The organism is Pseudomonas sp. PSB18 (assembly GCF_014596565.1).
In the GTDB taxonomy this organism is placed as follows: Bacteria; Pseudomonadota; Gammaproteobacteria; order Pseudomonadales; family Pseudomonadaceae; genus Aquipseudomonas.
The window spans coordinates 165346-186990 of sequence record NZ_NOIN01000005.1; the positions used below are offsets into that span (position 1 = coordinate 165346).

Here is a 21645-nt window from a genome sequence, read left to right on the forward strand (position 1 = left end):
TCGTTTAACGTTGTTCAAGGGCCGCGGACGGCACCGAGGCCGCCCGTTCCGGCATGGGGAAGCGCCAGGCGCAGGGCAAGGCCAACAGGATCAGTACGCCGGTGGCGATGAATACTTCGCTGACGGCGCCCGAGGTGCGCAGCGCAGAACCTGCCTCGGCGCCCAGGCGCATTTCCAGCCAGAGCGAGGCGATCACGATGGCCAGCGACGACACGAGACGCCGGGAGATGTTGTTCATCGCCGCGCCCTGGGTGACCATCGGCTCCGGCAAGGCGTTGAGCCCTGCGGTGGTCACCGGCATATAGGAAAGCCCCAGCCCGGCACCGCGCACCATCATCAAGACGAACACCGTGGCAATGCTGGCCTGGGGGGTGAGCATGCCCAGGGCCAGGGTCGACACACCGGTCAGCAACATGCCCGCCGACACCACCGTCCGTGGCCCGTGCCGGTCGAGCAGCTTGCCGCCCATCTGGCCGAACAGGCTGGCGAACCCGGCGGTGCACAGCAGGGCCAACCCGGTCCAGATCGCGCTGTGGCCCAGCACCATCTGCACCAGCAGCGGCACCAGCACCAGGCACTCGAACATGCCCACCGATTGCACCACGGCGATGATCACGCTCAGGCGGTAGCCGCGCAGGTTGAAGATCCGCAGGTTGAGCAGCGGCTCCGAACGGCTCAGCTCGACGCGCACGAAGGCGATCAGGCACAGCACGCCCGCCGTCAACATCGCCAGGTTGAGCGGGTCCAGCAGGCCGTCGGCGTGGTGCAGGCGACTGGTGGCGACCATCAGCAAGCCGATGCCCGAGGCGATCAGCAGATACCCGGCGAAATCGAACGGTTTGCGCTGCGGCGGTTCGGAAACCGGCAACACGCCCACTCCCAGGATCAGCGCCACCAGCCCGATGGGCACGTTCATCAGGAACAGCGAGCGCCAGCTGAACCACTCCAGCAGCAGGCTGCCGCACAACGGCCCCACCGCCGGCGCGAGCATGACCACGGCACTCCACAGCCCCGTGACCCGCCCCCGTTCGTCCTTGGCATACACCGAGAAAATGATCGCCAGGGACAACGGGATCATCAGCCCGCTGGCGATCCCCTGGACCACCCGTGCCGCAATCACCATTACTATCGAGTCAGCCACCGCGCCCATCAGCGAACTGCCGATGAACAGCGCCACGCCCCACAGATACAAGCGCTTGCGGCCGAGGCGCTGGCTCAGGAAGCTGGTCAGCGGCATGGTCATGCCCATGGCGGTCATGAAACCCGCGACGATCCAGGTCGCCATCAGCGGCCCGATGGCAAACGCCGCCATGAACGCCGGCAACGCCGGGTTCAGCGAGCTGTTATTGAGGCTGACCGTGAGCGTGCCCAACATGACGTTGATCACCACCCAGTGACGCGGCACCGTCACAACCGCGCTCCAGGCGCAGTGGCGCCGACGAACTGTTGCAGCGGACGCGGATGACACAGGAAATCCGCGTGGGAGATGTTGTAGCCATAGGCACCGGCCATGGGCAGTACCAACAGGTCACCCACCTCAGCGCCTTGCAACTGGCGGCCGCGGCTCAACACATCCTTGGGCGTGCACAGCTGGCCGACCACGGTCCAGGCCTGCGCGGTGTACGGCTGCGGCTTGCGCCGGCGTGGCAGGTGAATGACCGGATGATCGTGACTCTGGGCCGCCGGCAGGCGGAACTGATGGGTTCCGCCACGACAGACCAGGAAGTGCTCGCCATGGCTGGTCTTGGTGTCCAGCACTTCGATCACGTAATAACCACAGAATGCACTGATGAAACGGCCCGGCTCGAAACGCACCACCGGCGCCTGCTCATGCCGCCCCAGGGACTTGCCCAGGTGCCGGCACAGACGCTGCCAGTCGAAGCGCTGGTCGCTCAGGTAGTCGACGCCGATGCCGCCGCCGACGTTCAAGTGGGTCGGTTGCTCGTCCCCGGTCGCCAGCGCTTTCCATTCGGCCCAGCGGTGCAGGTAGAAGTCCAATAGCTGCTCGTGCCGCTCCACCGAGTTCTGGTGGGACATCGCATGCACATGAAAACCCTTGAGACTCAGGTGACTGAACGCCTGCACCCGTCGCACGGCTTCCGGCAACTCCGCTTCATCGATACCGAAAGGCGTCGCGGTGCCGGCCATCGCCAGTTTGCTCGACAGGGTCGACGGCAACTGCGGGTTGATGCGGATGAACACCGGCTGGACACGACCGGCCTGTTGCGCAAGACGTTGCAGGCGGTCGATTTCATTGAGGCTTTCCAGATGGATCGCCTCGACGCCGTTCTCCAGGGCGGCACGCAGGTCCGAATCGAGTTTGCCCGGCCCGGAGAACACGTAGGGCTTGCGCGTCGGGCACGCCACGACCCGCTCGATCTCGCCGCCCGAGGAAATCTCGAAACCGCTGACCAGGGGGGCCAGGGCGGCGAGCAGCGGCGCTTCGCTGTTGGCCTTGATCGCGTAATACAGCTCCACACCAGAGGGCAGCGCGGCCATGACCTCGCTGACATGCCGGGTCAGCGCCTCAAGGTCATAGACAAACAGCGCCAGCGGATCTTCGCTGTTGCGTCGGGCCGCATCGATGGCGGCCATCACCGTTTCGGGCAGGTCACGCATAACGCACCTCCTCGCCCCAAGGCGAACGCAGGCTGACGTAACCGGCCTGACGATCGGCCTTGGCGGCCAGGCGCACCTTCAGATTGGTCTTGCAGGGGATCGATTCGCCAGCGATCAACGCGTCCAGTTCCGGCGCCGGCCGTACCAGTTCCTGACGAATGCTGCGCAGTTGACGCGCCACCCGTTCCCACATCAACGGAGCCAGGTGCGGACGCTCCCAACTCAGGGCCAGCACCGCTTCGGACAGGTTGTTGATCAGCAGGCAATAACTGATGCGACTCCAGCCCTGCTCGCGGCTATAGACCAGCGACTGTCGCACACGGGGATGCAGGCCGACGTCAATGCCGGACATGCCCAGCTCCTCGGTCAGCTTGACCCCTTCGAAATCCCGCAGCAGCAGTTGCTGTGGCTGACCGTCGTCGTGGATCAGCACGCTGTTCTGCAGGTGCGGCTCCATCACGACGCCGTGGTTGAAAAACAGCGCCAGCACCGGACGCAGCAACAACGCCTGGTAGCGGTCGAACCAGTCGAGCAGTTGCCCGTCCTCCAGCGCCTGACCGTTGAAACCCTGCAGGAATTCGTGGACCAGCGGCTGAGAGTGGATATCCCGGGCGAACAGCGTACCGGCCATGATGCTGACGTCGGCGCCGCCGCGACGGCAGAAGTTCTCCCGCAGGATCGCGCCGGTCTGCTCGCGGAACCAGTGGCTGTCGGCTTCGCTCGCGTGCCTGGGTGCCCAGCTCAACGAACCCGGCTCGGCCACGGTGGACAGGCCGCCGAGGGTTTGCGGCTGGGTCTGCTGCAAGCGTTGGAACAGTTGGTCGATGATCAGGGTGCTTTCCAGCTCATACCAGGCGTTCTTGCGCACGCAGTTGGTGATGCGCACGTTCAACGAGCCCTTGATGAAATAGTCATGCCCTTCGATGTACCAGGTGCGCATGGAGGCCGTCGGGCTGGCCAGCGCACCGGTGGTGCCCAGGTCGCGCAGCTCGCCCAGCGCCAGTTGCTGTTGCACCCGCCGGTCTTGCACGAACAGCTGTGCCTGGACCGGGTGCAGGCAAATGATCGCCCGGCCCGGCCGGGCACGGCTCTGGTCGGCGAACCCGGCCAGTACTTGCTCTTCAGTCAACCCGTTGGCGGAGATCCGCAGCCCTTCGCGCGGGACCTCGAACAGGTGCAGTGCCGTCCGCGCCTGGAATTCGGGCGCGTAGGTTTCCTGGGCCAGATGGGCCGGCCAGAGCCGCGCCTTGGGCGCCGGGTGATTCGGATGACCAAACCAAAGCCCCTGTTCGCTGGCCAGGTAGTTGCTCAGCGGCGCCGGACCCTCAGCGTCGATGTTGTGGGCGACGATGGCGGCGGTCAGGGACTGGCTTTGCAGCACCTGCTCGAGTAACTCGCCGTTGCTGGCACAGGTCATGTGCTCACACGCACCGAGCAGTTGCGCGACGAACTCGGGGAATGCCAGGTTGCTCCACGACGTATCGCCCTGCCGCGCATACACATCGGACAGGTAGCGATGGCTGCCGAGACGGTCGCGACGATCCACCAGCACGAAGAACTGCTGGCCGTTGGGCAGGCTGATCGTCAGGGGAATTCCCTTCGACTGCAGCCCTTCCAGGTAACTTCCGGGTGCAATGCCACGCATATCCCGGGGCCAGTGATAATCCAGGCAGTTTTCCGGCAATGCGAATTCCTTGATCAAACAATTGAGCAAGGCGCGAGTACTCGCCAATTCGCTGACGCGGTGGGATAAAGCAGCACGATCGGGATATTGCATAGTTACTCCTCGTAACCTGCGGGTTACGGATGACTTCATGTCTGGGCAAGTTCGTTTGTGCAGCGCCAGGACAATAGGTGCCCGCCTTCCCAACTTCGGGAAAATTGTTTAGCTGTTTATCAAGTGACGGATATGACTTGTATAGTCACGTATATATCGAATGATTGTTTAATGACGTTCTTGTGAAAGTGCAGCCTGCAGCGCTTGTTCAAATCGTTCCATTACCAGCGCACATTGTTCGTCATCGATGATCAACGGCGGCAACAACCGGATCACGTTGCCCTGGCGCCCCCCTCGCTCAAGCAGCAGCCCGTGGTCGAAACAGTGTTTCTGGATGGCAACGGCCAGGGTGGGGTCGCCCGGATAGCTGTTCAGGCGATCAGGGGCCTGGCGCTCATCGACGATCTCGATGCCGAGCATCAACCCGCGACCTCGCACCTGGCCGAGGGCCGGATAACGTTGCTGCAGTGCCATCAGTCGAGTCTTGAGCCAGGCGCCACGACGTTCGGCCTGGGCCGGCAAGTCCTTTTGCTGCAAGGCGTTGAGCGTCGCCAGCCCCGTGGCCATGGCCATCTGGTTACCCCGGAATGTCCCGGTGTGGGCGCCCGGCTGCCACGCATCGAACTCACGCTTGAGGCCCAGCACCGCCAGCGGCAATCCCCCTCCTACCGCCTTGGACATGACAATGATGTCCGGCTCGATGCCAGCGTGTTCGAACGCGAACATCCTGCCGGTGCGGCCAAAGCCCGCCTGGACTTCATCGATGATCAGCAGGATACCGTGCCGCTGAGTGACCTCGCGGATACGGCGCAACCATTGTGGTGGGGCGCAATTGACACCGCCCTCGCCCTGCACCGCCTCGAGAATCACCGCTGCGGGCAGCGACACTCCGCTTTCGACGTCCTCGATGAACTGGGTGAAGTAATAGCCCAATGCTTCAATCCCGGCTTCACCGCCGATGCCCAGCGGGCAGCGATATTCATGGGGGTACGGCATGAATTGCACGCCCGGCATCAAGGACGCCACGGCATCCTTCGGCCCGGTGTTGCCCGTCACCGACAACGCACCGTGGGTCATGCCGTGGTAGCCACCGCTGAAGCTGATGATGTTGCTGCGCCCGGTGAACGTCTTGGCCAGCTTGAGCGCCGCCTCTACCGCGTCCGCCCCGGACGGCCCGCAGAATTGCAGGCAATAGTCGCGTCCCTGCCCTGGCAGCAGGCTCAACAGCTTTTCACTGAAGGCGTCCTTCTGCGGCGTGGTGAGGTCCAGGGTGTGCATGGGCATGCCCGAGGAGATGAAGTAATCGATGCTGGCCATGACGTCTGGGTGGTTATGGCCCAAGGCCAATGTTCCGGCCCCCGCCAGACAGTCGAGGTAGGTCTTGCCCTCTACGTCCGTCACCCATACGCCATGGGCCTTGGCGATGGCCAGGGGCAATTTGCGTGGGTAACTGCGAACATTGGATTCGAACTGGCCTTGGCGGCGCAGATAATGGGCATTGTCCTTCTGCAAAGAATCGATGCGTACAGCACTTTCATTCAACATGAGAATCAATCCTGATTAAGTCCCGATATGCAAATTATTCTCATTCGCTGATGAGTGCAATATTTAATTTCAAATAAATTGGAAGTTTTCGGATTCGATTGCTGTTTGAATAACGCGCAGGAAAACTTCACCGAAGTGAATTGGATTACTCAGGAATAAACATATGAAGAAAGGCACTTTAATATCAGCGCCGAAAGCCGTGTTAATCAGCTTTTATATCGAATTACAGGCCTCAAATAATTGCAGATTAATATCAATCAATATCAGAACGATCTATAACTATTGGAAATTAGCTCCGTCCCTGGAGCTGTACACAACTTAGAAATCCACGGTAGCCGACAGAAGGTAGGTGCGCGGGGTCGACAGTGTCAGACCCGGCTCACTGTCGTCCGAAGCCCCGGCCGAACTCCAGTAGCGTTTGTCCGCCACGTTCTCGATGTTGGCACGCAGAGTGATGTGCTTTTCATCGACCTTGAAGCCATAGCGCGCACCGACATCGAAGCGTACCCAGGAATCGATTTCCTTGGTGTTGGACTGGTCCAGGTACTGCGAGCTGGAGTAGATGCCGCGGCTGGTCAGGGTCAGGCCCTGCACAGTCGGCACGTCCCACTCGGCACCCAGGTTGACGTTGTATTTCGGCGTGGCCGGCGCGCGGTTGCCATCGTAAGTGCCGCCGGTGGTGTTGGTCAGCTCGCTGTCGATGTACATCACGCCACCGAGCAGTCGGGTGCCTTTGAGGGGTTCACCGAAGACGCTCAGTTCCACGCCGGTGTTTTCGCGCTTGCCGTTCGGGCCGAAGACACGTGTCGTGGCGTCGGTCGCGTAGGCCGGCTGCTTGATCCGGAACAGAGCGGCAGTCAAGGCGAACGGACCGGCGTCGTATTTGGCCCCTACCTCGACCTGGCGACTGATGAATGGCGGAAAAATCTCGTCCTCGTTGATCGAGGTTGATGGCGCGATCTTGCCCTGGCTCAGGCCTTCCATGTAGTTGGCATACAGCGACAGCTTATCGGTGGCCTTGAACAGGATGCCGCCCGATGGCGAGACTTTTTCCTCGTCATAGGCAGTTGCACCTTTGACGCCCGCGGTCCAGTCGTCCACTTCCACCCGCTGCCAGCGGGCGCCGAGGGTCAGCAGCAAGCGGTCATCGAAGAACCCCAGGGTGTCGGACAACGCCACACCGCTGAAGTGATTCTCGGTGTAGACCTTGTCATCCTTGCGCGTAGGGGTGCCTGGCGTCGTGGTTTCCACCGGGTCATACAGGTTGCTGCTGCCGTTGGCATAGCGGGCACCGCCGTTGGTGAAGTCCATGTAGAAATAGCTGGCGGCCAGGTTGACCTCATGACTTACCGGCCCCGTGTGGAACCAGTTGCGCACCCCGACATTGGCTGTACGGACGCTTTCGTCCCGGGTGAAATCCCGGGGGGAAACAGTGAAATCACCCGCGTCATTGGTGACCGAAACGTTATGCCGAAGAAAATCGTGATGACTCTCACGCGCACCGACACCGCCATACAGCATCGTCGAGTCGCTGACATCGTATTCGGCGTTCACCATGCCGAAGGTGTCATTGGTTCGCGCCTTGCTCCAGGGCTGGGCATAGTTGTTGCGCACATCGCTGGCATGGGGAACCTGTGCATTGGCGCCAACCTGGACACGCTCCTGCGGCGCATCGGTATCGCGCTCGGTGTGGCCGATGTCCGTGGAGACACGCAGCCGCTCACCACGAAAATCCAGGCCAACCACCGCCATTTCGCGGTCCACGCTCTGGTGATCCCACTCGGTATCGCCGGACTGTTTCACGCCGTTGAAGCGGATGCCGAACTTGTTGTCCTCGCCAAAGCGCCGGCCCACGTCCACGGCACCGCCGAGCTGGTTGTTGGACGCGTAGCTGCCGGTGAACGAGGTGATGGGCTTGTCGGTGGCGCGCTTGGGCACCACGTTGATCCCGCCCCCGACGCTGCCCCGCGGCGAAATACCGTTGATGAGCTGGCTCGGTCCCTTGAGGATGTCGACGCGCTCGGCCATTTCCATGTCGATCGTATAGGTCGGCAGGATGCCATAGAGGCCGTTATAGGCCACATCGCTGTTGAACAGGCTGAAACCGCGAATGGTGAACTGCTCATACCGCCCACCCGCCGGGTTGGTCGCACGCACCGAAGGATCGCTGTTGACCAGGTCGCCCAGGGTTCGGGCCTGCTGGTTCTTGACGGTCTCGCTGGTGTAGGTGGTCATGCTGAACGGCGTTTCCATGAAGTCGCGCGAGCCCAGCAAGCCTTGGGAACCACGACGGGCGACCTGGCCGCCGGCATACGCCTCGCCTTCCTCCGAGCTGGCGGCGCCGAGGATCGAGGTGGGCGCCAGTTGCAGGCTGCCGCCCTCCGGCGCCGGGGCCAGGGTGTAGGCCTGTTCGCCCACCGATTGCAATTGCAGGCCGGAACCTTGCAGCAATCGGGCAAAACCCTCCTCCACCCCATACTCCCCCGAAAGACCGGTGCTGTTGCGACCACTCACCAGGGCCGGGTCCACCGACAGGTTGACTCCCGCCAACCCGGCGAAGCGGGTCAGTGCCGCGCTGAGGCTGCCCGCCGGCACCTGGTAGCTGCGCCGGGCCGCTTCTTCGGCCTGGCTGGATGAGATGAGGAACGGGCTGGCGCTCAGGCTCAGCATGAGACTCAGGTTCAACAGCGGACGCCAGCCGGCAAGGGCCGGGCGAACATGCAAAGGGACTACTGCGGACATTGGGAGGAGCTCTCGTTTTTGTGCACTTGCCTTGAATGACAAGCGAGACAAAAAAAGGGGACAGGCTTCAGGCGATATTTTTTCGAAGCGTCAGGGTGACCCAATAACGGGTGCGCATCTGGATATCCAGCGGCAAGCTGGCCGAGAGTAAAGCGAGGACTTTATCGGTGTTTTCCAGACGGAAACTGCCGGTTACCCGAAGCGACTCCAGGGCGTCGTCCCAGCGCAGCACACCCGGGCGATAGCGGCCCAGCTCACGGAGAAAGTCCCCCAGCGGCTGGTTCTGCGCCACCAGCACCCCGTCACGCCAACCCGGTTGCGTGACGTCGAGCCCGGTCACCGGACCTGCGCCTGCAGCGTGGAGGCTGACCTGCTGGCCCGCTTCCAGCCGCAGCTCAGGTCCGTGCAACGGTTGCAGCTGTGCCGAACCACTGACCACCGACACCCGGCAGCCGAGCTCGCCCAGGCGCACACAGATTTCACCCCGGCTGACGCTAATCAGCCCATAGGGCGCCTGGACAGCCAAGGGCGTGACGCCGCTGACCTTGAGGGCCATTTCGCCTTGCACCAGCCTCAGGCGCCGGGCCTTGAGGTCCAGATTCACGGCGCTGTCGGTGTTCAATTGCAAGAGGCTGCCGTCGACCAGCGACCAGCGTCGCTGTTCACCGATGGCGGTGTGCAGGTCGGCGCGCCAGGCGTCCAGGGGCAACGCCCGGCCGAGCATCCAGGCCGTCGGGACCAGCGCGGCGACGCCAAGTGCGCGCTTGAGTACGGCGCGCCGGGGCAAGGCCGGACGATCCAGGGTCGCCATGCCCAGCGAAGGCGGCACCCCGGCGAAGCGCTGACGCAGTCGCTGGGCCTTCTGCCAGGCCGCTTCGTGGTGGGCGCTGCTGTCGCGCCAGCGTTGCAGGCCGGCGGAGTCGAACTCATTGCCGCCGAACTCCATCAGGGTCAGCCAGCGGGCAGCCGCCCGGGCGACGTCCCGAGCCTCGGACGACGGGGCCGGACGCATCAAAAGTCCACCAGCAGGCAATGCTCATAGGCTTGGGCCATGTAGCGCTTGACGGTGCGTTCGGACACCTGCATGCGCTCGGCGATTTCCCGGTAGCCCAGGCCTTCGAGCTGGCTCCACAAAAAAGCCCGCCGCACCTGGGGCGGCAGGCCATCGAGCAACTCGTCCAGGGCGTGCAGGGTTTCGAGCAGCAGCCAGCGTTGCTCCGGCGACGGTACGCACGCTTCGGGCAGGCTCGCCAGGGCATCGAGGTAAGCCTGTTCCAGGTTGCGGCGGGTGTAGAAGTTGCTCAGCAACCGCTTGCCCACCGTGAGCAGATAGGCGCGTGGTTCGTGCAGGTCCGCCAGCGGTTGGGCACTGGACAGTACCCGCAGGAAGGTATCCTGGCGCAGATCCGCCGCATCCCAGGCATTGCCCATGCGCCGTCTCAACCAGCCTTCCAGCCAGCCGCCATGATCACGGTACAAGGCATGAAGGGAGTGCTCCGTCGGCGTAGCTGCATCAAACATGTCAAGAAGCCCTGCGCATGGAATGTCTTAAATGAGACTGATTCTAATTAATGTTCGCGAGCTAATCCAAGTTCTTTGTGCGGCGAGATGTGTAAATAAGGGGGAAACCGAGGGTTGTGATGCAAGCTGGGCCACCGCTATCGCGAGCAGGCTCGCTCCCACAGGGATCTTTCTGGCACACGAAAAAAAGCGCCCTTGGGATCAAGGGCGCTTTTGTAGCGAGGGATATCAGTGGCTGGCGTGCAGGACTTGGGGCACTTCCGGCATGGCCGAAGAGTGGTGGTTGATGATCTTCCACTGCCCGTTCAAGCGCTCGTAGAGGTAGGTGTAGCGCGCCTGCACATCCTTCTTGCTGCCATCGGCATTGGTCAGGGTGAAGGTGTAGACCCCGCTGTCCATCGCCGCATCGGGACCCAGATGACGGATTTCCCGGTAGTTGATCTGCCCGACCGGCTTGCCCGCCAGGAAGTGTTCGAAATAATCCTGGATCTGTGCCGGCGTGGTGCGCACCTTGTTGGAAAGGGTCGGTTGCAGAATCGCATCCGGCGCATAGAGGCTGGTCATCGCGGTGGCACTGCCGGTCTGCAGGGTCTTGTTCCATTGGTCGAACAGCGCAGCGATTTCCCGGTCGTTCACGTTCTTGGGTTGTTCGGCCACGGTGCGATACACGAAAGGCGTTGCATCGGCGGCATGGACAAAAGGCGTGGTCAGTACAAAAAAAGTGGCGAGGGCCAGGGTTTTCATTTTCATCGTAGCGTTCCTTTCGGTATTAATAGCGTCGGTTTCAATGACCCCACTTTGCCGTTCGCAGCAGCCCTCGCCATCGGCCAACCGGTGCCCATCGACTATGCCGATCGGCAGATAGGCCCGGCGTCGATGACGCGCTCTAATACCGACGTCACGACCGGACCGGTCTTTTTCACGCTGGAGCCCCCATGCAAAGCCCACCCCCTGATCCCGGCAGCGCTCTGGCCATCCGCAGCCAGTATCGTCAGTCGCAAAGCCGCGCCGCGCGCCTGGGCCTGTTGCTGGGCACCGGCCACGAGCTGACCCGCTTGCCCTTGGCGCAGATGCGCCAGCGCGTGGTGCAAAGGGCCTGCGCGTTCGTCGCCATGGACCATGGCCTGCTGTTGGAATGGACGCCTGATCAGCCGGCAAGCGCCCTCGCCTGCCATGGCAGCGGCGAGCGCCTCGACTGGCTCGCGAGCGTCGCTGATTCGCCGGTACCGGGTCCGCAATGGCTCGAATACCCCGACAGCCCCCTGCCCCAGGTCCTGCGGGTCCCGTTGCGAGCCGCCGACGGCACGGTGTTCGGCGTGTTGCTGTTGGGCAACAGCGTGGTCATCAGCGCGCCCGACAACGAAGACATCGAATCCCTGCAACTGCTGGCGACCCTGCTGGCCGCGCACCTGGAGAACCATCGGCTGCTCGAAGCGCTCCAGGCCCGCGAGCGCACCATGTCCGAACTGGTCCACCGGTTGTTCACGGCCCAGGAAGACGAACGCAAGCGCGTGGCGTATGACCTGCATGACGGGCTGGCGCAGAACCTCGCCGGCCTGCATCAGCGCTTGCAGGGGTTCGCCGGACGCTGCCCGGTATTGCCGCCCGACCTGGCGAACGAATTGCAAACCATCCTGGCGTTGGCCCAGGGCTGTGTCGGTGAAGGCCGGCAACTGATCGGCGGTCTGCGTCCTCATGTGCTGGATGATTTCGGCCTGTACAAAGCCGTCGACAAGGAAGCCGATCGCCTGCGCGAAGCCGGCCTGACAGTGGACTGGGTCGAACACAGCAGCGCGCGCCTGCCCGGCAACACCGAAATCGCCCTGTTCCGCATCGCCCAGGAAGGCATCAACAACATTCTCAAGCACGCTCGGGCCTGCCATGTCAGCCTGGGGCTCTCGATCGGCGACGACCGGGCCGCCCTGCGGGTGGAGGACAATGGCCGTGGCTTTGCCCTGGAGCAGCCCATCGAAACCAACGGCACCCGCCACCTGGGCCTGGCTGCCATGCAGGAGCGAGCCATCCTGCTGGGAGGCCAATTGACGTGTCTCAGCGAGCCCGGCGACGGTACCCGATTGCTGGCCAGCGTGCCGCTGCCCATTCACGGAGCACATCCATGACCTCTCCTTTACGGCTGCTGTTGGCCGATGATCACGAAGTCACCCGCGCCGGATTCATCGCCCTGTTGGCCGGCAACGCCGGGTTCGAGGTCGTCGGCCAGGCCCGCGACGGCCAGGAAGCCCTCGACCTGTGCGAGCGGCTGCAACCGGACATCGCCATTCTCGACATCCGCATGCCGGTGCTCAACGGCCTGGGGGCGGCGCGCATCCTGCAGCAGCGCCAACCGGGCATTAAGGTGGTGATCTTCACCATGGACGACAGCCCCGACCACCTGGAGGCGGCCATCGGTGCCGGCGCCGTCGGTTATCTGCTCAAGGATGCCAGCCGTGATGAGGTGCTGGACGCACTCAAACGGGTCGCTCGGGGCGAGGAGGCATTGAACAGTTCGGTCAGTGCGCGCCTGTTGCGGCGCATGACCGAACGTGGCGCCAGCGGCGCCGCGCAACTCCAGGCCCTGACCGCGCGGGAACGCCAGGTGCTGGGACTGGTGGCGGGCGGCTTCAGCAACCGTGAGATCGGTGAGAAGCTCGGCATCGCCCCCGGTACGGCCAAGGCCCACGTGGAACGGGTCATCGGCAAGCTGGGAGCCGCCGACCGGACCCAGGCCGCCGTGCGCGGTATTGCCCTGGGATTGGTGGCACAACCCGCCGGACAATGGCCATGAAATACCTCGCTGCCCGCCGCTGGGCCGACCTGCCGCTGCGAGGCAAGGCATTGGTGGTGATTTCCCTGCCGCTGGTGGTGCTGCTGCTGTCACTGGTGTTGATCTACATCACCGAGCGCCAGACCGCCCGGGCCGAAGAAGATGTTCGTCGGGTATTGCGCGTCCAGGGCGATATCCAGACGGTGCATACCCTGCTGGCAGAAGCGGCGGCCAGTGTGCGTGGCTACCTGTTGACCCGGCGCGAGGACTTCCTGCCCGGCTATGACCAGGCCACCCTGTTGATCGAGGCCGCGCTGCAACGCCTGGACCACAACATCCGCGATGCCAGGGTGCGCGAACACCTCCAGACCATCACCCCGCTGATCGACGAAAAACTCGGCGGGCTGGTGGAATTGCGCAATGGCAAGGGCGATGACGCCGAAGCCATCACCGCGCTGCTGATCAAGAACAAGCAAGTGCTGGACGTGCTACGCGAACAGATCAACGCGATGCGCATCCGCGAAGATGCGCTGCTCGCCGAGCGTAGTGCCGCCGCATCGGCCACGCGCATGCGGCTGTTGCTTGCCACTCTGCTGGCCGCGGTGTGCGGGCTGTTCGGCGCGATTGTCGCGGTACTGTTCCTCTCCAAGGGCATCGTCGCCCGGGTGCAGCAGGTGCAAGGCAATGCCCAGCGCCTGGCATTGGGCCAACCCTTGCTGCCACAACCGCCGGAGCAGGACGAAATCGGCCAGTTGGGCACCCGCCTGGTGGAAGCCGGACAATTGCTCGCCGAACGCGAGCGGGCCCTGCGCGACAACGAGGAACGCCTGCGGCTGATCATCGACGGCGTGAGGGACTACGGGATATTCGCGCTGGACGCCAAGGGTTATGTGACCACCTGGAACGCCGGCGCCGAACGGATCAAGGGCTACACCGAGCAGGAGATCATCGGCCGGCATTTTTCGCTTTTCTATCTGGCCGAAGAATGCCCGGCGCATCCGGAGATGGCCTTGCGCGAAGCCATGCGCGACGGCCACTACATGGAAGAAGGCTGGCGTTGTCGCAAGGACGGCAGCCGTTTCTGGGCCAGCGTGGTCATCACCGCCCAATACGCCAGTACCGGCGCCCTGCGCGGTTTCTCCAAGATCACCCGGGACATCACCGACCGGCGCGCCGCCGAGATCGCCCTGAGCACCGCCCGCGAAGAAGCGGAAAGTGCCAGCCGGGCCAAGAGCGAGTTTCTCTCGCGCATGAGCCACGAACTGCGCACCCCCTTGAATGCCATCCTCGGCTTCGCGCAGCTGCTGGACATGGACTCCACGGCCGGCCAGCGTCCCCACGTCAGCCACATCCTGCGCGCCGGCCAGCACCTGCTGGCGTTGATCAACGAGGTGCTGGACATCGCCCGGATCGAGGCGGGTCGCTTGCCGCTGAACATCGAGCCCATCGCCCTGGCGACGGTTCTGCACGAAGCCCTGACGCTGGTTTCACCCATGGCCGCCGACGCCGGCATTCGTCTGGTCGAACTGCCGTCGCTGCCCGAGGGCAGCGGCGTGCTGGCCGACCGTCAGCGGTTGGTCCAGGTGCTGCTCAACCTGTTGTCCAACGCCATCAAATACAACCGGCCCGAGGGTGAAGTGCGCATTGAGGTGGCGGTCCTGGACAAACGAGTGGACATTGCCGTCAGCGATACCGGACGCGGCATTGCCCCGGAGCAATTGGACCAGTTGTTCAAGCCGTTCGAACGCCTGGGCGCCGATCCCCAGGTCGAAGGCACCGGCCTCGGCCTGTCCCTGAGCAAGAGCCTGCTGGAGATGATGCAGGGCAATCTCCAGGTGCGCAGCGTGCCGGACCAGGGTTGTTGTTTCACCTTGCAGTTGCCGGGTGCCCAGGTCGTCACCACGCATTTGCCGCCTATCGCGGCCCTGGCGGTTACCCGTCCCCCCGTCGAGTATCACGGCAGGGTCTTGTGCATCGAGGACAATCTGTCGAGCCTGGCGTTGATCGAAACCCTGATGCAGCGCCGTCCCGGCATCCAGTTATTGTCGAGCATGCAAGGCCAGATGGGCCTGGACCTGGCGCGCCAGCATGCACCACAGCTGATCCTGCTGGATGTGACCCTGCCGGACCTGGAGGGCCTGGAAGTCTTGCGTCGCTTGCGCAAGTCCCCGGCCACCGCGTCCACCCCGGTGTTGATGATCACGGCCGATGCCAGCGACCTGACCCATCGAGCCCTTCAGGCTGCGGGCGCCACGGCGATCCTGACCAAACCCATCCATATCCAGGCCTTCCTGGCCCACCTTGAACGTTATTTACCGGAGCCTGCATGAATCGCGATTTGCGCATCCTGATCATCGACGACCAGCGCCCCAACCTGGACCTGATGGAACAACTGCTGGCCCGCGAAGGGTTGCACAACGTGCTGAGCAGTACCGAGCCTCTGCGCACTCTGGATCTGTTCAACAGCTTCGAGCCGGACCTGGTCATCCTCGACCTGCACATGCCGGCGTTCGACGGTTTCGCCGTGCTGGAACAACTCAACCGGCGCATCCCGGCCAACGATTACCTGCCGATCCTGGTACTGACCGCCGACGCCACCCGGGATACCCGTCTGCGTGCCCTGGCCCTCGGTGCCCGGGACTTCATCAGCAAACCCCTCGATGCGCTGGAAACCATGCTGCGCATCTGGAACCTGCTGGAGACCCGAGCGCTCTACAAAGCCTTGCGCGAGTTGATTCCGGCCCAGCAGATCGAGTTGTTGCGCCAGCATCGGCCCGGGCCGAGCCAGTAGGCGCTGTGGGCTGTGGGAGCAAGGCTTGCCCGCGACTGCGGTAGGTCAGCCAGCAACAATGTCGACTGGTCTGCCCCTATCGCGAGCAAGCTTTGCTCCCACAGGGTTAGCGCCGGCCGCCTGGCATCAAGGCAAGTCCTTGCACCCATAGGAACCTGTGTGTGCGGTCTCAATGACCGCGAATGTAATGCTCCAACTGCCGGATCAGATCCGCTTGCTCGACGATGGCCTGCTTGACCAGGTCGCCAATCGACAGCAAGCCGATCAACTGCCCGTTATCCAGCACCGGCAAGTGCCGCAGGTGGCTGTCGGTCATGACCTCCATGCAGCGTTCGATGCTCTGCTGGCTGTCGGCGGTGACCACCGGCGCGCTCATGATAGTGCGCACCGGAGTTGCCACTGAAGAGCGGCCGTGCAGCACCATCTTGCGCGCATAGTCCCGCTCGCTGAACACACCCACCACCTGGCCGTCCTCGATCACCGGCAACGCGCCGACGTTCTTCTCGGCCATGATCCGCAGGGCTTCGAGCACCGTCTGCTCGGGCGCAATGCTGTGGACGTGCTGGTTCTGCACACTCTTGAGTTTCACCAGTTGAGCGGCGGTTTTCATTATCGATCCCCAACTTCACATAAAGGGCAAACAGCAAAATTCGATTCAGACACAATCCCTGTGGCGAGGGGATTTATCCCCGTTGGGCTGCGAAGCGGCCCCCTGCATTCCGATTGATACACCGCAGCGGCAAAAATATTTGGGGCTGCTGCGCAGCCCAACGGGGATAAATCCCCTCGCCACAAAAGCAGTGTTCCCGAAGGCGCGATCAATCCTCACCAATCTCCACCACATCACCATTCAACCGCACCGGCCACACCCGCAGGCGCTGTTCCGGGTATTCCAGGCAGTGGCCGTCTTCCAGGCGGAAATGCTGCTTGTACATCGGCGAGGCAATCACCAGTTCACCCTTGATGCTGCCCAACAGGCCGCGGCCGATGACATTCGCGCCCGACTTGGGGTCACGGTTGTCGATGGCGTACAGCGGCTTGTCCTGCTGTTCGGGCAGGTACAGCAGCGCCACCTGGCTGCCGTCGTGCCAGGCGACTACGCCGGAGTTGGGGACCAGGTCTTCGCGGCTGCACAGGGCGCGCCATTGCACCTGGGCTTCGGCGGTTGGTATACGGACGACGTTTGACTGGCTCATCAGAGCACCTCCTCGGTAACGGGAATCAGGTGAAGTTCACCGGCGTGAACCGGCCGGCGCTGGCCGCGTTCGCGGACGAAATGCACATCCGGATCGCCGCGCTTGTCGTTGACGAACGTGCGGAAACGCTTGAGTTTTTCCGGATCCTTGAGGGCGTTGGCCCATTCGCATTCGTAGCGGTCGACCACCAGTTGCATCTGGGCTTCGAGCTCGGCCCCCAGGCCCAGGCTGTCGTCGATGATCACGTCCTTGAGGTAGTCCAGGCCGCCCTCCAGGCTTTCACGCCAGACCGATGTGCGTTGCAACTTGTCGGCAGTGCGGATGTAGAACATCAGGAAACGGTCGATGTAGCGGATCAGGGTTTCGTCATCCAGGTCGGTGGCGAACAGCTCCGCATGCCGGGGGCGCATGCCACCGTTGCCGGCGACATAAAGGTTCCAGCCTTTTTCCGTGGCAATCACGCCGACGTCCTTGCTCTGGGCCTCGGCGCACTCGCGGGTGCAACCGGACACCGCGAACTTGAGCTTGTGGGGCGAGCGCAGGCCCTTGTAGCGATCTTCGAGGGTCAGGGCCATTTGCACACTGTCCTGCACGCCGTAACGGCACCAGGTGCTGCCCACGCAGGATTTCACCGTGCGGGTGGATTTGCCGTAGGCATGGCCCGTTTCGAAACCGGCTTCGATCAGCTCGGCCCAGATGTCCGGCAACTGGTGCAGTTGGGCGCCGAACAGGTCGATGCGCTGGCCGCCGGTGATCTTGGTGTAGAGGTCGTATTTCTTCGCCACCACGCCGATAGCGATCAGTTTGTCGGCGGTGATTTCCCCGCCGGCAATGCGCGGCACCACCGAATAGGTACCGTTTTTTTGCATGTTCGCCATGAAGGTGTCGTTGGTGTCCTGCAACGGCACCAGCGACGGGTCCATGATCGGCTGGTTCCAGCACGAGGCCAGGATCGAGCCCACCGCTGGTTTGCACAGGTCGCAACCGGTGTGCCCGCGGCCATGCTTGGCCAGCAGTTCGTCGAAGCTGATGATCCCTTCCACCCGCACCAGGGCGTACAGCTCCTGGCGGGTATAGGCGAAGTGTTCGCACAGGCTTTTGTCGACGCTGACGCCACGGGCGACCAGCTCATGTTCGAACACCTGCTTGACCAGCGCGGCGCAGCCCCCGCAACCGGTACCGGCCTTGGTGTCGCACTTGAGTTGTCCCAGATCCGTGCAGCCGCCGTCGATGGCCGAGCAGATCGAGCCCTTGGTGACGTTGTGGCACGAACAGATGGTCGCCGCCGCGGGCAGCGCGGCCGGGCCCAGGGTCGGTGCGCCTTCGGAAGTCGGCAGGATCAGGCTGGCGGCATCCTTGGGCAAGGCGATGCCGTTCTGCATGTACTGCAGCAAGGTGTCGTAGTAGCTGTTGTCACCCACCAGCACCGCGCCGATGACACGCTTGCCGTCGGCGTCCACCACCAGTCGCCGGTAGCTGGCGCTGGTTTCGTCGATGAACTGGAAGCTGCGCGAGCCCGGCGTGTGGCCGTGGGCATCGCCGATGGACCCCACGTCGACACCGAGCAATTTGAGCTTGGTGGACATGTCGGCGCCAGTGAACGGTTCGCCGCTTTCGCCGCTCAGTTGCGCCGCGACGCTGCGGGCCATCTGGTAGCCCGGTGCGACCAGGCCGAAGATGCTGCCGTTCCAGGCTGCGCATTCGCCGATGGCATAGATGTCCGGGTCGCTGCTCAAGCATTGGTCATCGATCACCACGCCACCGCGCGGGCCGATCTGCAGGTCGCTCTGGCGAGCCAAGACATCCTGGGCACGGATACCGGCGGAAAACACGATCAGGTCGGTTTCCAGGAAGTCGTCGTTACCGAAGTTCATCCGATAGCGGTAGTGCTCACCGGCACTGATGGATTGGGTGCCCTTGGACAGGTGCACGCCGACGCCGAGCATCTCGATGCGCGCCTTGAGGGCCAGGCCGCCCTGTTCGTCCAGTTGCACCGGCATCAACCGTGGGGCGAATTCCACCACGTGGGCTTCCAGGCCGAGGGATTTGAGGGCATTGGCCGCTTCCAGGCCCAGCAGGCCGCCGCCAACCACCACGCCACGACGGGCATTGGTCGCGGCGGCGCGGATCGCGTCCAGGTCTTCCAAGGTGCGATAGACCAGGCGGGAGTCTCCGTCGGCGCCTTCGATGGGTGGCACGAATGGGTAGGAGCCGGTGGCGAGCACCAGTTTGTCGTAGCCGATGCGTTCCTGGGCGGTGACCACCTGACGGGCCTGACGATCGATCTCCAGCACCGGTACGCCCAAGTGCAGCGTGACACCCGGGGTCCGGTACAGCGAAGCTTCGCCGAGAGCCAGGGATTCAGCGTCGCGGCCAGAGAAATACTCGGACAGGTGCACGCGGTCATAGGCACGCATCGGCTCTTCGCTGAACACATGCAGACGGTAATGGTTGAGGGCACCGCGCTCGATCAACTGCTCGACGCAGTGATGGCCGACCATGCCATTGCCGATCACGATCAGCGTTTGCAGCTTGTTCAGGGAAGCAACGTTGGAATTCATAGAAAGCACCCGACAAAAGCCCATCACGGTTTTGAAAGCAAAAAAAAGACGCCTGAAACCTTGCGGTTTCAGGCGTCTTTGCCTGTTCTGTGCGGTATCGATCCGGCGACTGCGCTCCGATCTACCGTTATCGCCCGGCCTGCTGGCACTCGATCTTCGTTGACCGACGGGGCTGCCCACTCGATTGTGTTCGCGGTGGGCCTGGATGCTCTCTTGCAGCGAGCGTGCCAACCCTTAAATCCCAGAGGCTAGTAGCAGCTCTACCCCTGTGGGAGCGGGCTTGCCCGCGAAGACGGCCCTCCAGTCACCTGGGAAATTCAACGTCTGCGGCACCAGGACAGCTGCCTTCCCATGGTGCGATCCGATGCTGCTGGCTTCATAAAAGTGCAGTGCTTCTCGCGGAGAGATCTGTCAACACAGCGGTGAATGGGCGGGCCTCATCGCGAGCAGGCTCGCTCCAACATGGTCCTGCTGCGCCCGCGAAATCGGCGCTCACTCAATACCCTGTGGGAGCGAGCCTGCTCGCGATAGCGGTGGTCAGCCTGGCTCAGAGCGCTCGACCGCGGGCAGCGGACAGCTTGACATCCCGCCCGTAGACATCCGGGATATACATCGCCTGGCCCTGGCTGTCCGCTTGCACCGTCCAGTAACCCAGCAGGATCGGCATGGGCCTGGCGAGCCTGAACTCATGGGTCTGCCCGTCGGCCAGCAGGGTGTCGGTGCGCAGGCGTTCGGCCGGGGTCACCAGCAGGTCCCGCAGATGCATCACTTGCTCGATCCGCACGCATCCCGAACTGAACGCCCGTGGCCCCTTGCTGAACAGCGCCTGGCTGGGCGTGTCATGCAGGTACACGGAAAACGGGTTGGGGAAGCGGATCACCAGTTTGCCCAGCGGATTCTTCGGGCCGGCATCCTGGCGCAGCATCAGGTCGCCCGGATGATCCCAGTCGATATTCTCGGCCAACAATGGCAGGCCATCGCGATCGATGATCTTCAGGTTCTGGCGACTGAGGAACTCAGGGTCGCGGCGGATCTCCGGTAGCTTGTCTTCTTTCAGGATGGTCGGCGGAATGGTCCAGGTGGGATTGAGGGTCAGCCTTGTCACCCGGGACTTGAGCAACGGTGTTTCCCGCTCCGCACGACCCACCTGGGTGCGGGTTTGCCAGACCGGCGCGCCGCCCTGGTACACCGTCAACTGGGCCGCCGCGACGTTGACCAGCACACTGTCAGGCTCCAGGTCCTGGGCCAGCCAGCGCATGCGCTCCAGATTGATCCGCAACTGTTCGCGGCGCATGGCCGGGCTGACATTCAGCTCGGTGACGGTCCACGGGCCCACCACGCCGTCGGCTTGCAGCGAATGCCGGAGCTGGAAACTCTTCATCGCGTCCACCAGGCTGGGGCTGTAATGCTCGTCGCCCGCGACCGGCGGCGCACTCAGGTAGCCTTCGCTGAACAGCCGTCGCGCCAGGGCCGGCACCCGCGCGTCCTGCTTGTCCGGTTGCAACAGGGCACCTGTGGGCACCGGTTGCCATTCGGACAAAGGCTGTTGCAGCTGCTGGGCATAAAGCCCCCGCAAGTTGCGATAAAGGTCCAGGCTCGGGCGGGCCTGTTCAAAGGCGGCGGCCAGGTTGTTCAAACCCGTTTCGGCAATGGCCAGGATCAGGGCCTGGCGGTCCTGGGGCTGCGGGCTGGCCCTCCACACCGGCTCCAGGCGGTCCTGGGGCAAATAGCCGAAACGCAGTTCATGCAGGGCTTGCAGGTAGCGCTGGCTGATGGCGATGTCGACACAGGCCGGGCTCAGGGACGTATCGGCAGCCGGCAAGCTGTACCGGGCCGGATCCAGTCCGTCATCGGCCAGTTGCTGCAACTGGACCCCCAAGGCCATCAGCCGTTCGTCGTCCGACCAGACGGCCTGGCCGGCGTTTTGCTCGTAGAACGCCTGCAAGCTCAGCATCGTCGGAAAGTCGACACCCGCGGCCAGCACCGGACAAGCCACCGATAATTGGGCCAGCGTGGCCTGTACAGGTGCCTGATCACCAAACGGAACGTCACCGGCTGTCGCGACCAATGGCGAAGCGAGCAATAAAAGGCTCAAGTAACATACGGGCTTTTTGAACAACTGCTTTACT

General features: G+C 63.2%; 16 protein-coding genes. 4 read left to right on the top strand and 12 right to left on the bottom strand.

Annotated elements, in window-relative coordinates:
* Positions 1-4: 4 nt before the first annotated feature.
* The 8 genes from CGA22_RS14295 to CGA22_RS14330 form a co-directional block, all read right to left on the bottom strand.
* Positions 5-1375, bottom strand: a complete 1371-nt coding sequence (locus tag CGA22_RS14295) for a DHA2 family efflux MFS transporter permease subunit (protein WP_188258638.1) — start codon at positions 1373-1375, stop codon at positions 5-7.
* A gap of 32 nt (positions 1376-1407) precedes the next feature.
* Complete coding sequence (locus CGA22_RS14300) at positions 1408-2619, bottom strand: type III PLP-dependent enzyme (RefSeq protein ID WP_041020894.1); 1212 nt, start codon at positions 2617-2619, stop codon at positions 1408-1410.
* Positions 2612-4396, bottom strand: coding sequence for an IucA/IucC family protein (locus CGA22_RS14305; RefSeq protein ID WP_041020895.1), 1785 nt, complete (start codon positions 4394-4396; stop codon positions 2612-2614). The genes CGA22_RS14300 and CGA22_RS14305 overlap by 8 nt, the downstream gene beginning before the upstream one ends.
* 168 nt (positions 4397-4564) lie before the next feature.
* Positions 4565-5941, bottom strand: a complete 1377-nt coding sequence (locus CGA22_RS14310; RefSeq protein WP_041020896.1) for a diaminobutyrate--2-oxoglutarate transaminase — start codon at positions 5939-5941, stop codon at positions 4565-4567.
* A 318-nt stretch (positions 5942-6259) separates the two neighbouring features.
* On the bottom strand, positions 6260-8683 hold the full coding sequence (locus tag CGA22_RS14315) for a TonB-dependent receptor (protein WP_188258627.1): 2424 nt from the start codon (positions 8681-8683) through the stop codon (positions 6260-6262).
* A 67-nt stretch (positions 8684-8750) separates the two neighbouring features.
* Positions 8751-9698 (bottom strand): FecR domain-containing protein, encoded by a 948-nt coding sequence (locus tag CGA22_RS14320; protein ID WP_041022298.1) that lies wholly within the window; start codon positions 9696-9698, stop codon positions 8751-8753.
* Positions 9695-10204, bottom strand: a complete 510-nt coding sequence (locus tag CGA22_RS14325) for a sigma-70 family RNA polymerase sigma factor (protein WP_041022299.1) — start codon at positions 10202-10204, stop codon at positions 9695-9697. Before CGA22_RS14325 ends, CGA22_RS14320 begins: the two co-directional genes overlap by 4 nt.
* A gap of 228 nt (positions 10205-10432) precedes the next feature.
* A complete protein-coding gene (locus tag CGA22_RS14330) occupies positions 10433-10954 on the bottom strand; it encodes an SgcJ/EcaC family oxidoreductase (protein WP_041022300.1) in 522 nt (173 codons plus the stop codon).
* Positions 10955-11139: 185 nt separating this feature from the next.
* Between CGA22_RS14330 and CGA22_RS14335 the strand changes: the two genes are divergently transcribed.
* Genes CGA22_RS14335 through CGA22_RS14350 form a run of 4 tightly spaced genes read left to right on the top strand, consistent with a single transcriptional unit; the run spans position 11140 to position 15759 of the window.
* On the top strand, positions 11140-12324 hold the full coding sequence (locus CGA22_RS14335; protein ID WP_041022301.1) for a sensor histidine kinase: 1185 nt from the start codon (positions 11140-11142) through the stop codon (positions 12322-12324).
* Positions 12321-12989, top strand: coding sequence for a response regulator (locus CGA22_RS14340; RefSeq protein WP_041022302.1), 669 nt, complete (start codon positions 12321-12323; stop codon positions 12987-12989). The genes CGA22_RS14335 and CGA22_RS14340 overlap by 4 nt, the downstream gene beginning before the upstream one ends.
* Positions 12986-15298 carry an ATP-binding protein gene (locus CGA22_RS14345; RefSeq protein WP_041022303.1) on the top strand — a complete coding sequence of 771 codons (2313 nt, stop codon included), beginning with the start codon at positions 12986-12988 and terminating at the stop codon, positions 15296-15298. Before CGA22_RS14340 ends, CGA22_RS14345 begins: the two co-directional genes overlap by 4 nt.
* Positions 15295-15759 carry a response regulator gene (locus tag CGA22_RS14350; RefSeq protein ID WP_024777679.1) on the top strand — a complete coding sequence of 155 codons (465 nt, stop codon included), beginning with the start codon at positions 15295-15297 and terminating at the stop codon, positions 15757-15759. The genes CGA22_RS14345 and CGA22_RS14350 overlap by 4 nt, the downstream gene beginning before the upstream one ends.
* Positions 15760-15928: 169 nt before the next feature.
* Here CGA22_RS14350 and CGA22_RS14355 read toward each other — a convergent pair whose 3' ends face one another.
* The 4 genes from CGA22_RS14355 to CGA22_RS14370 form a co-directional block, all read right to left on the bottom strand.
* On the bottom strand, positions 15929-16369 hold the full coding sequence (locus CGA22_RS14355) for a CBS domain-containing protein (RefSeq protein WP_041022304.1): 441 nt from the start codon (positions 16367-16369) through the stop codon (positions 15929-15931).
* Positions 16370-16577: 208 nt separating this feature from the next.
* Positions 16578-16955, bottom strand: a complete 378-nt coding sequence (gene nirD / locus CGA22_RS14360; protein WP_041022305.1) for a nitrite reductase small subunit NirD — start codon at positions 16953-16955, stop codon at positions 16578-16580.
* Positions 16955-19516, bottom strand: a complete 2562-nt coding sequence (gene nirB / locus CGA22_RS14365; protein ID WP_041022306.1) for a nitrite reductase large subunit NirB — start codon at positions 19514-19516, stop codon at positions 16955-16957. The genes nirD and nirB overlap by 1 nt, the downstream gene beginning before the upstream one ends.
* A gap of 547 nt (positions 19517-20063) precedes the next feature.
* The gene (locus tag CGA22_RS14370; protein ID WP_041024009.1) at positions 20064-21635 is read right to left on the bottom strand and encodes a murein L,D-transpeptidase; all 1572 of its coding nucleotides are present in this window, start codon (positions 21633-21635) and stop codon (positions 20064-20066) included.
* Between the last annotated feature and the right edge of the window lie 10 nt (positions 21636-21645).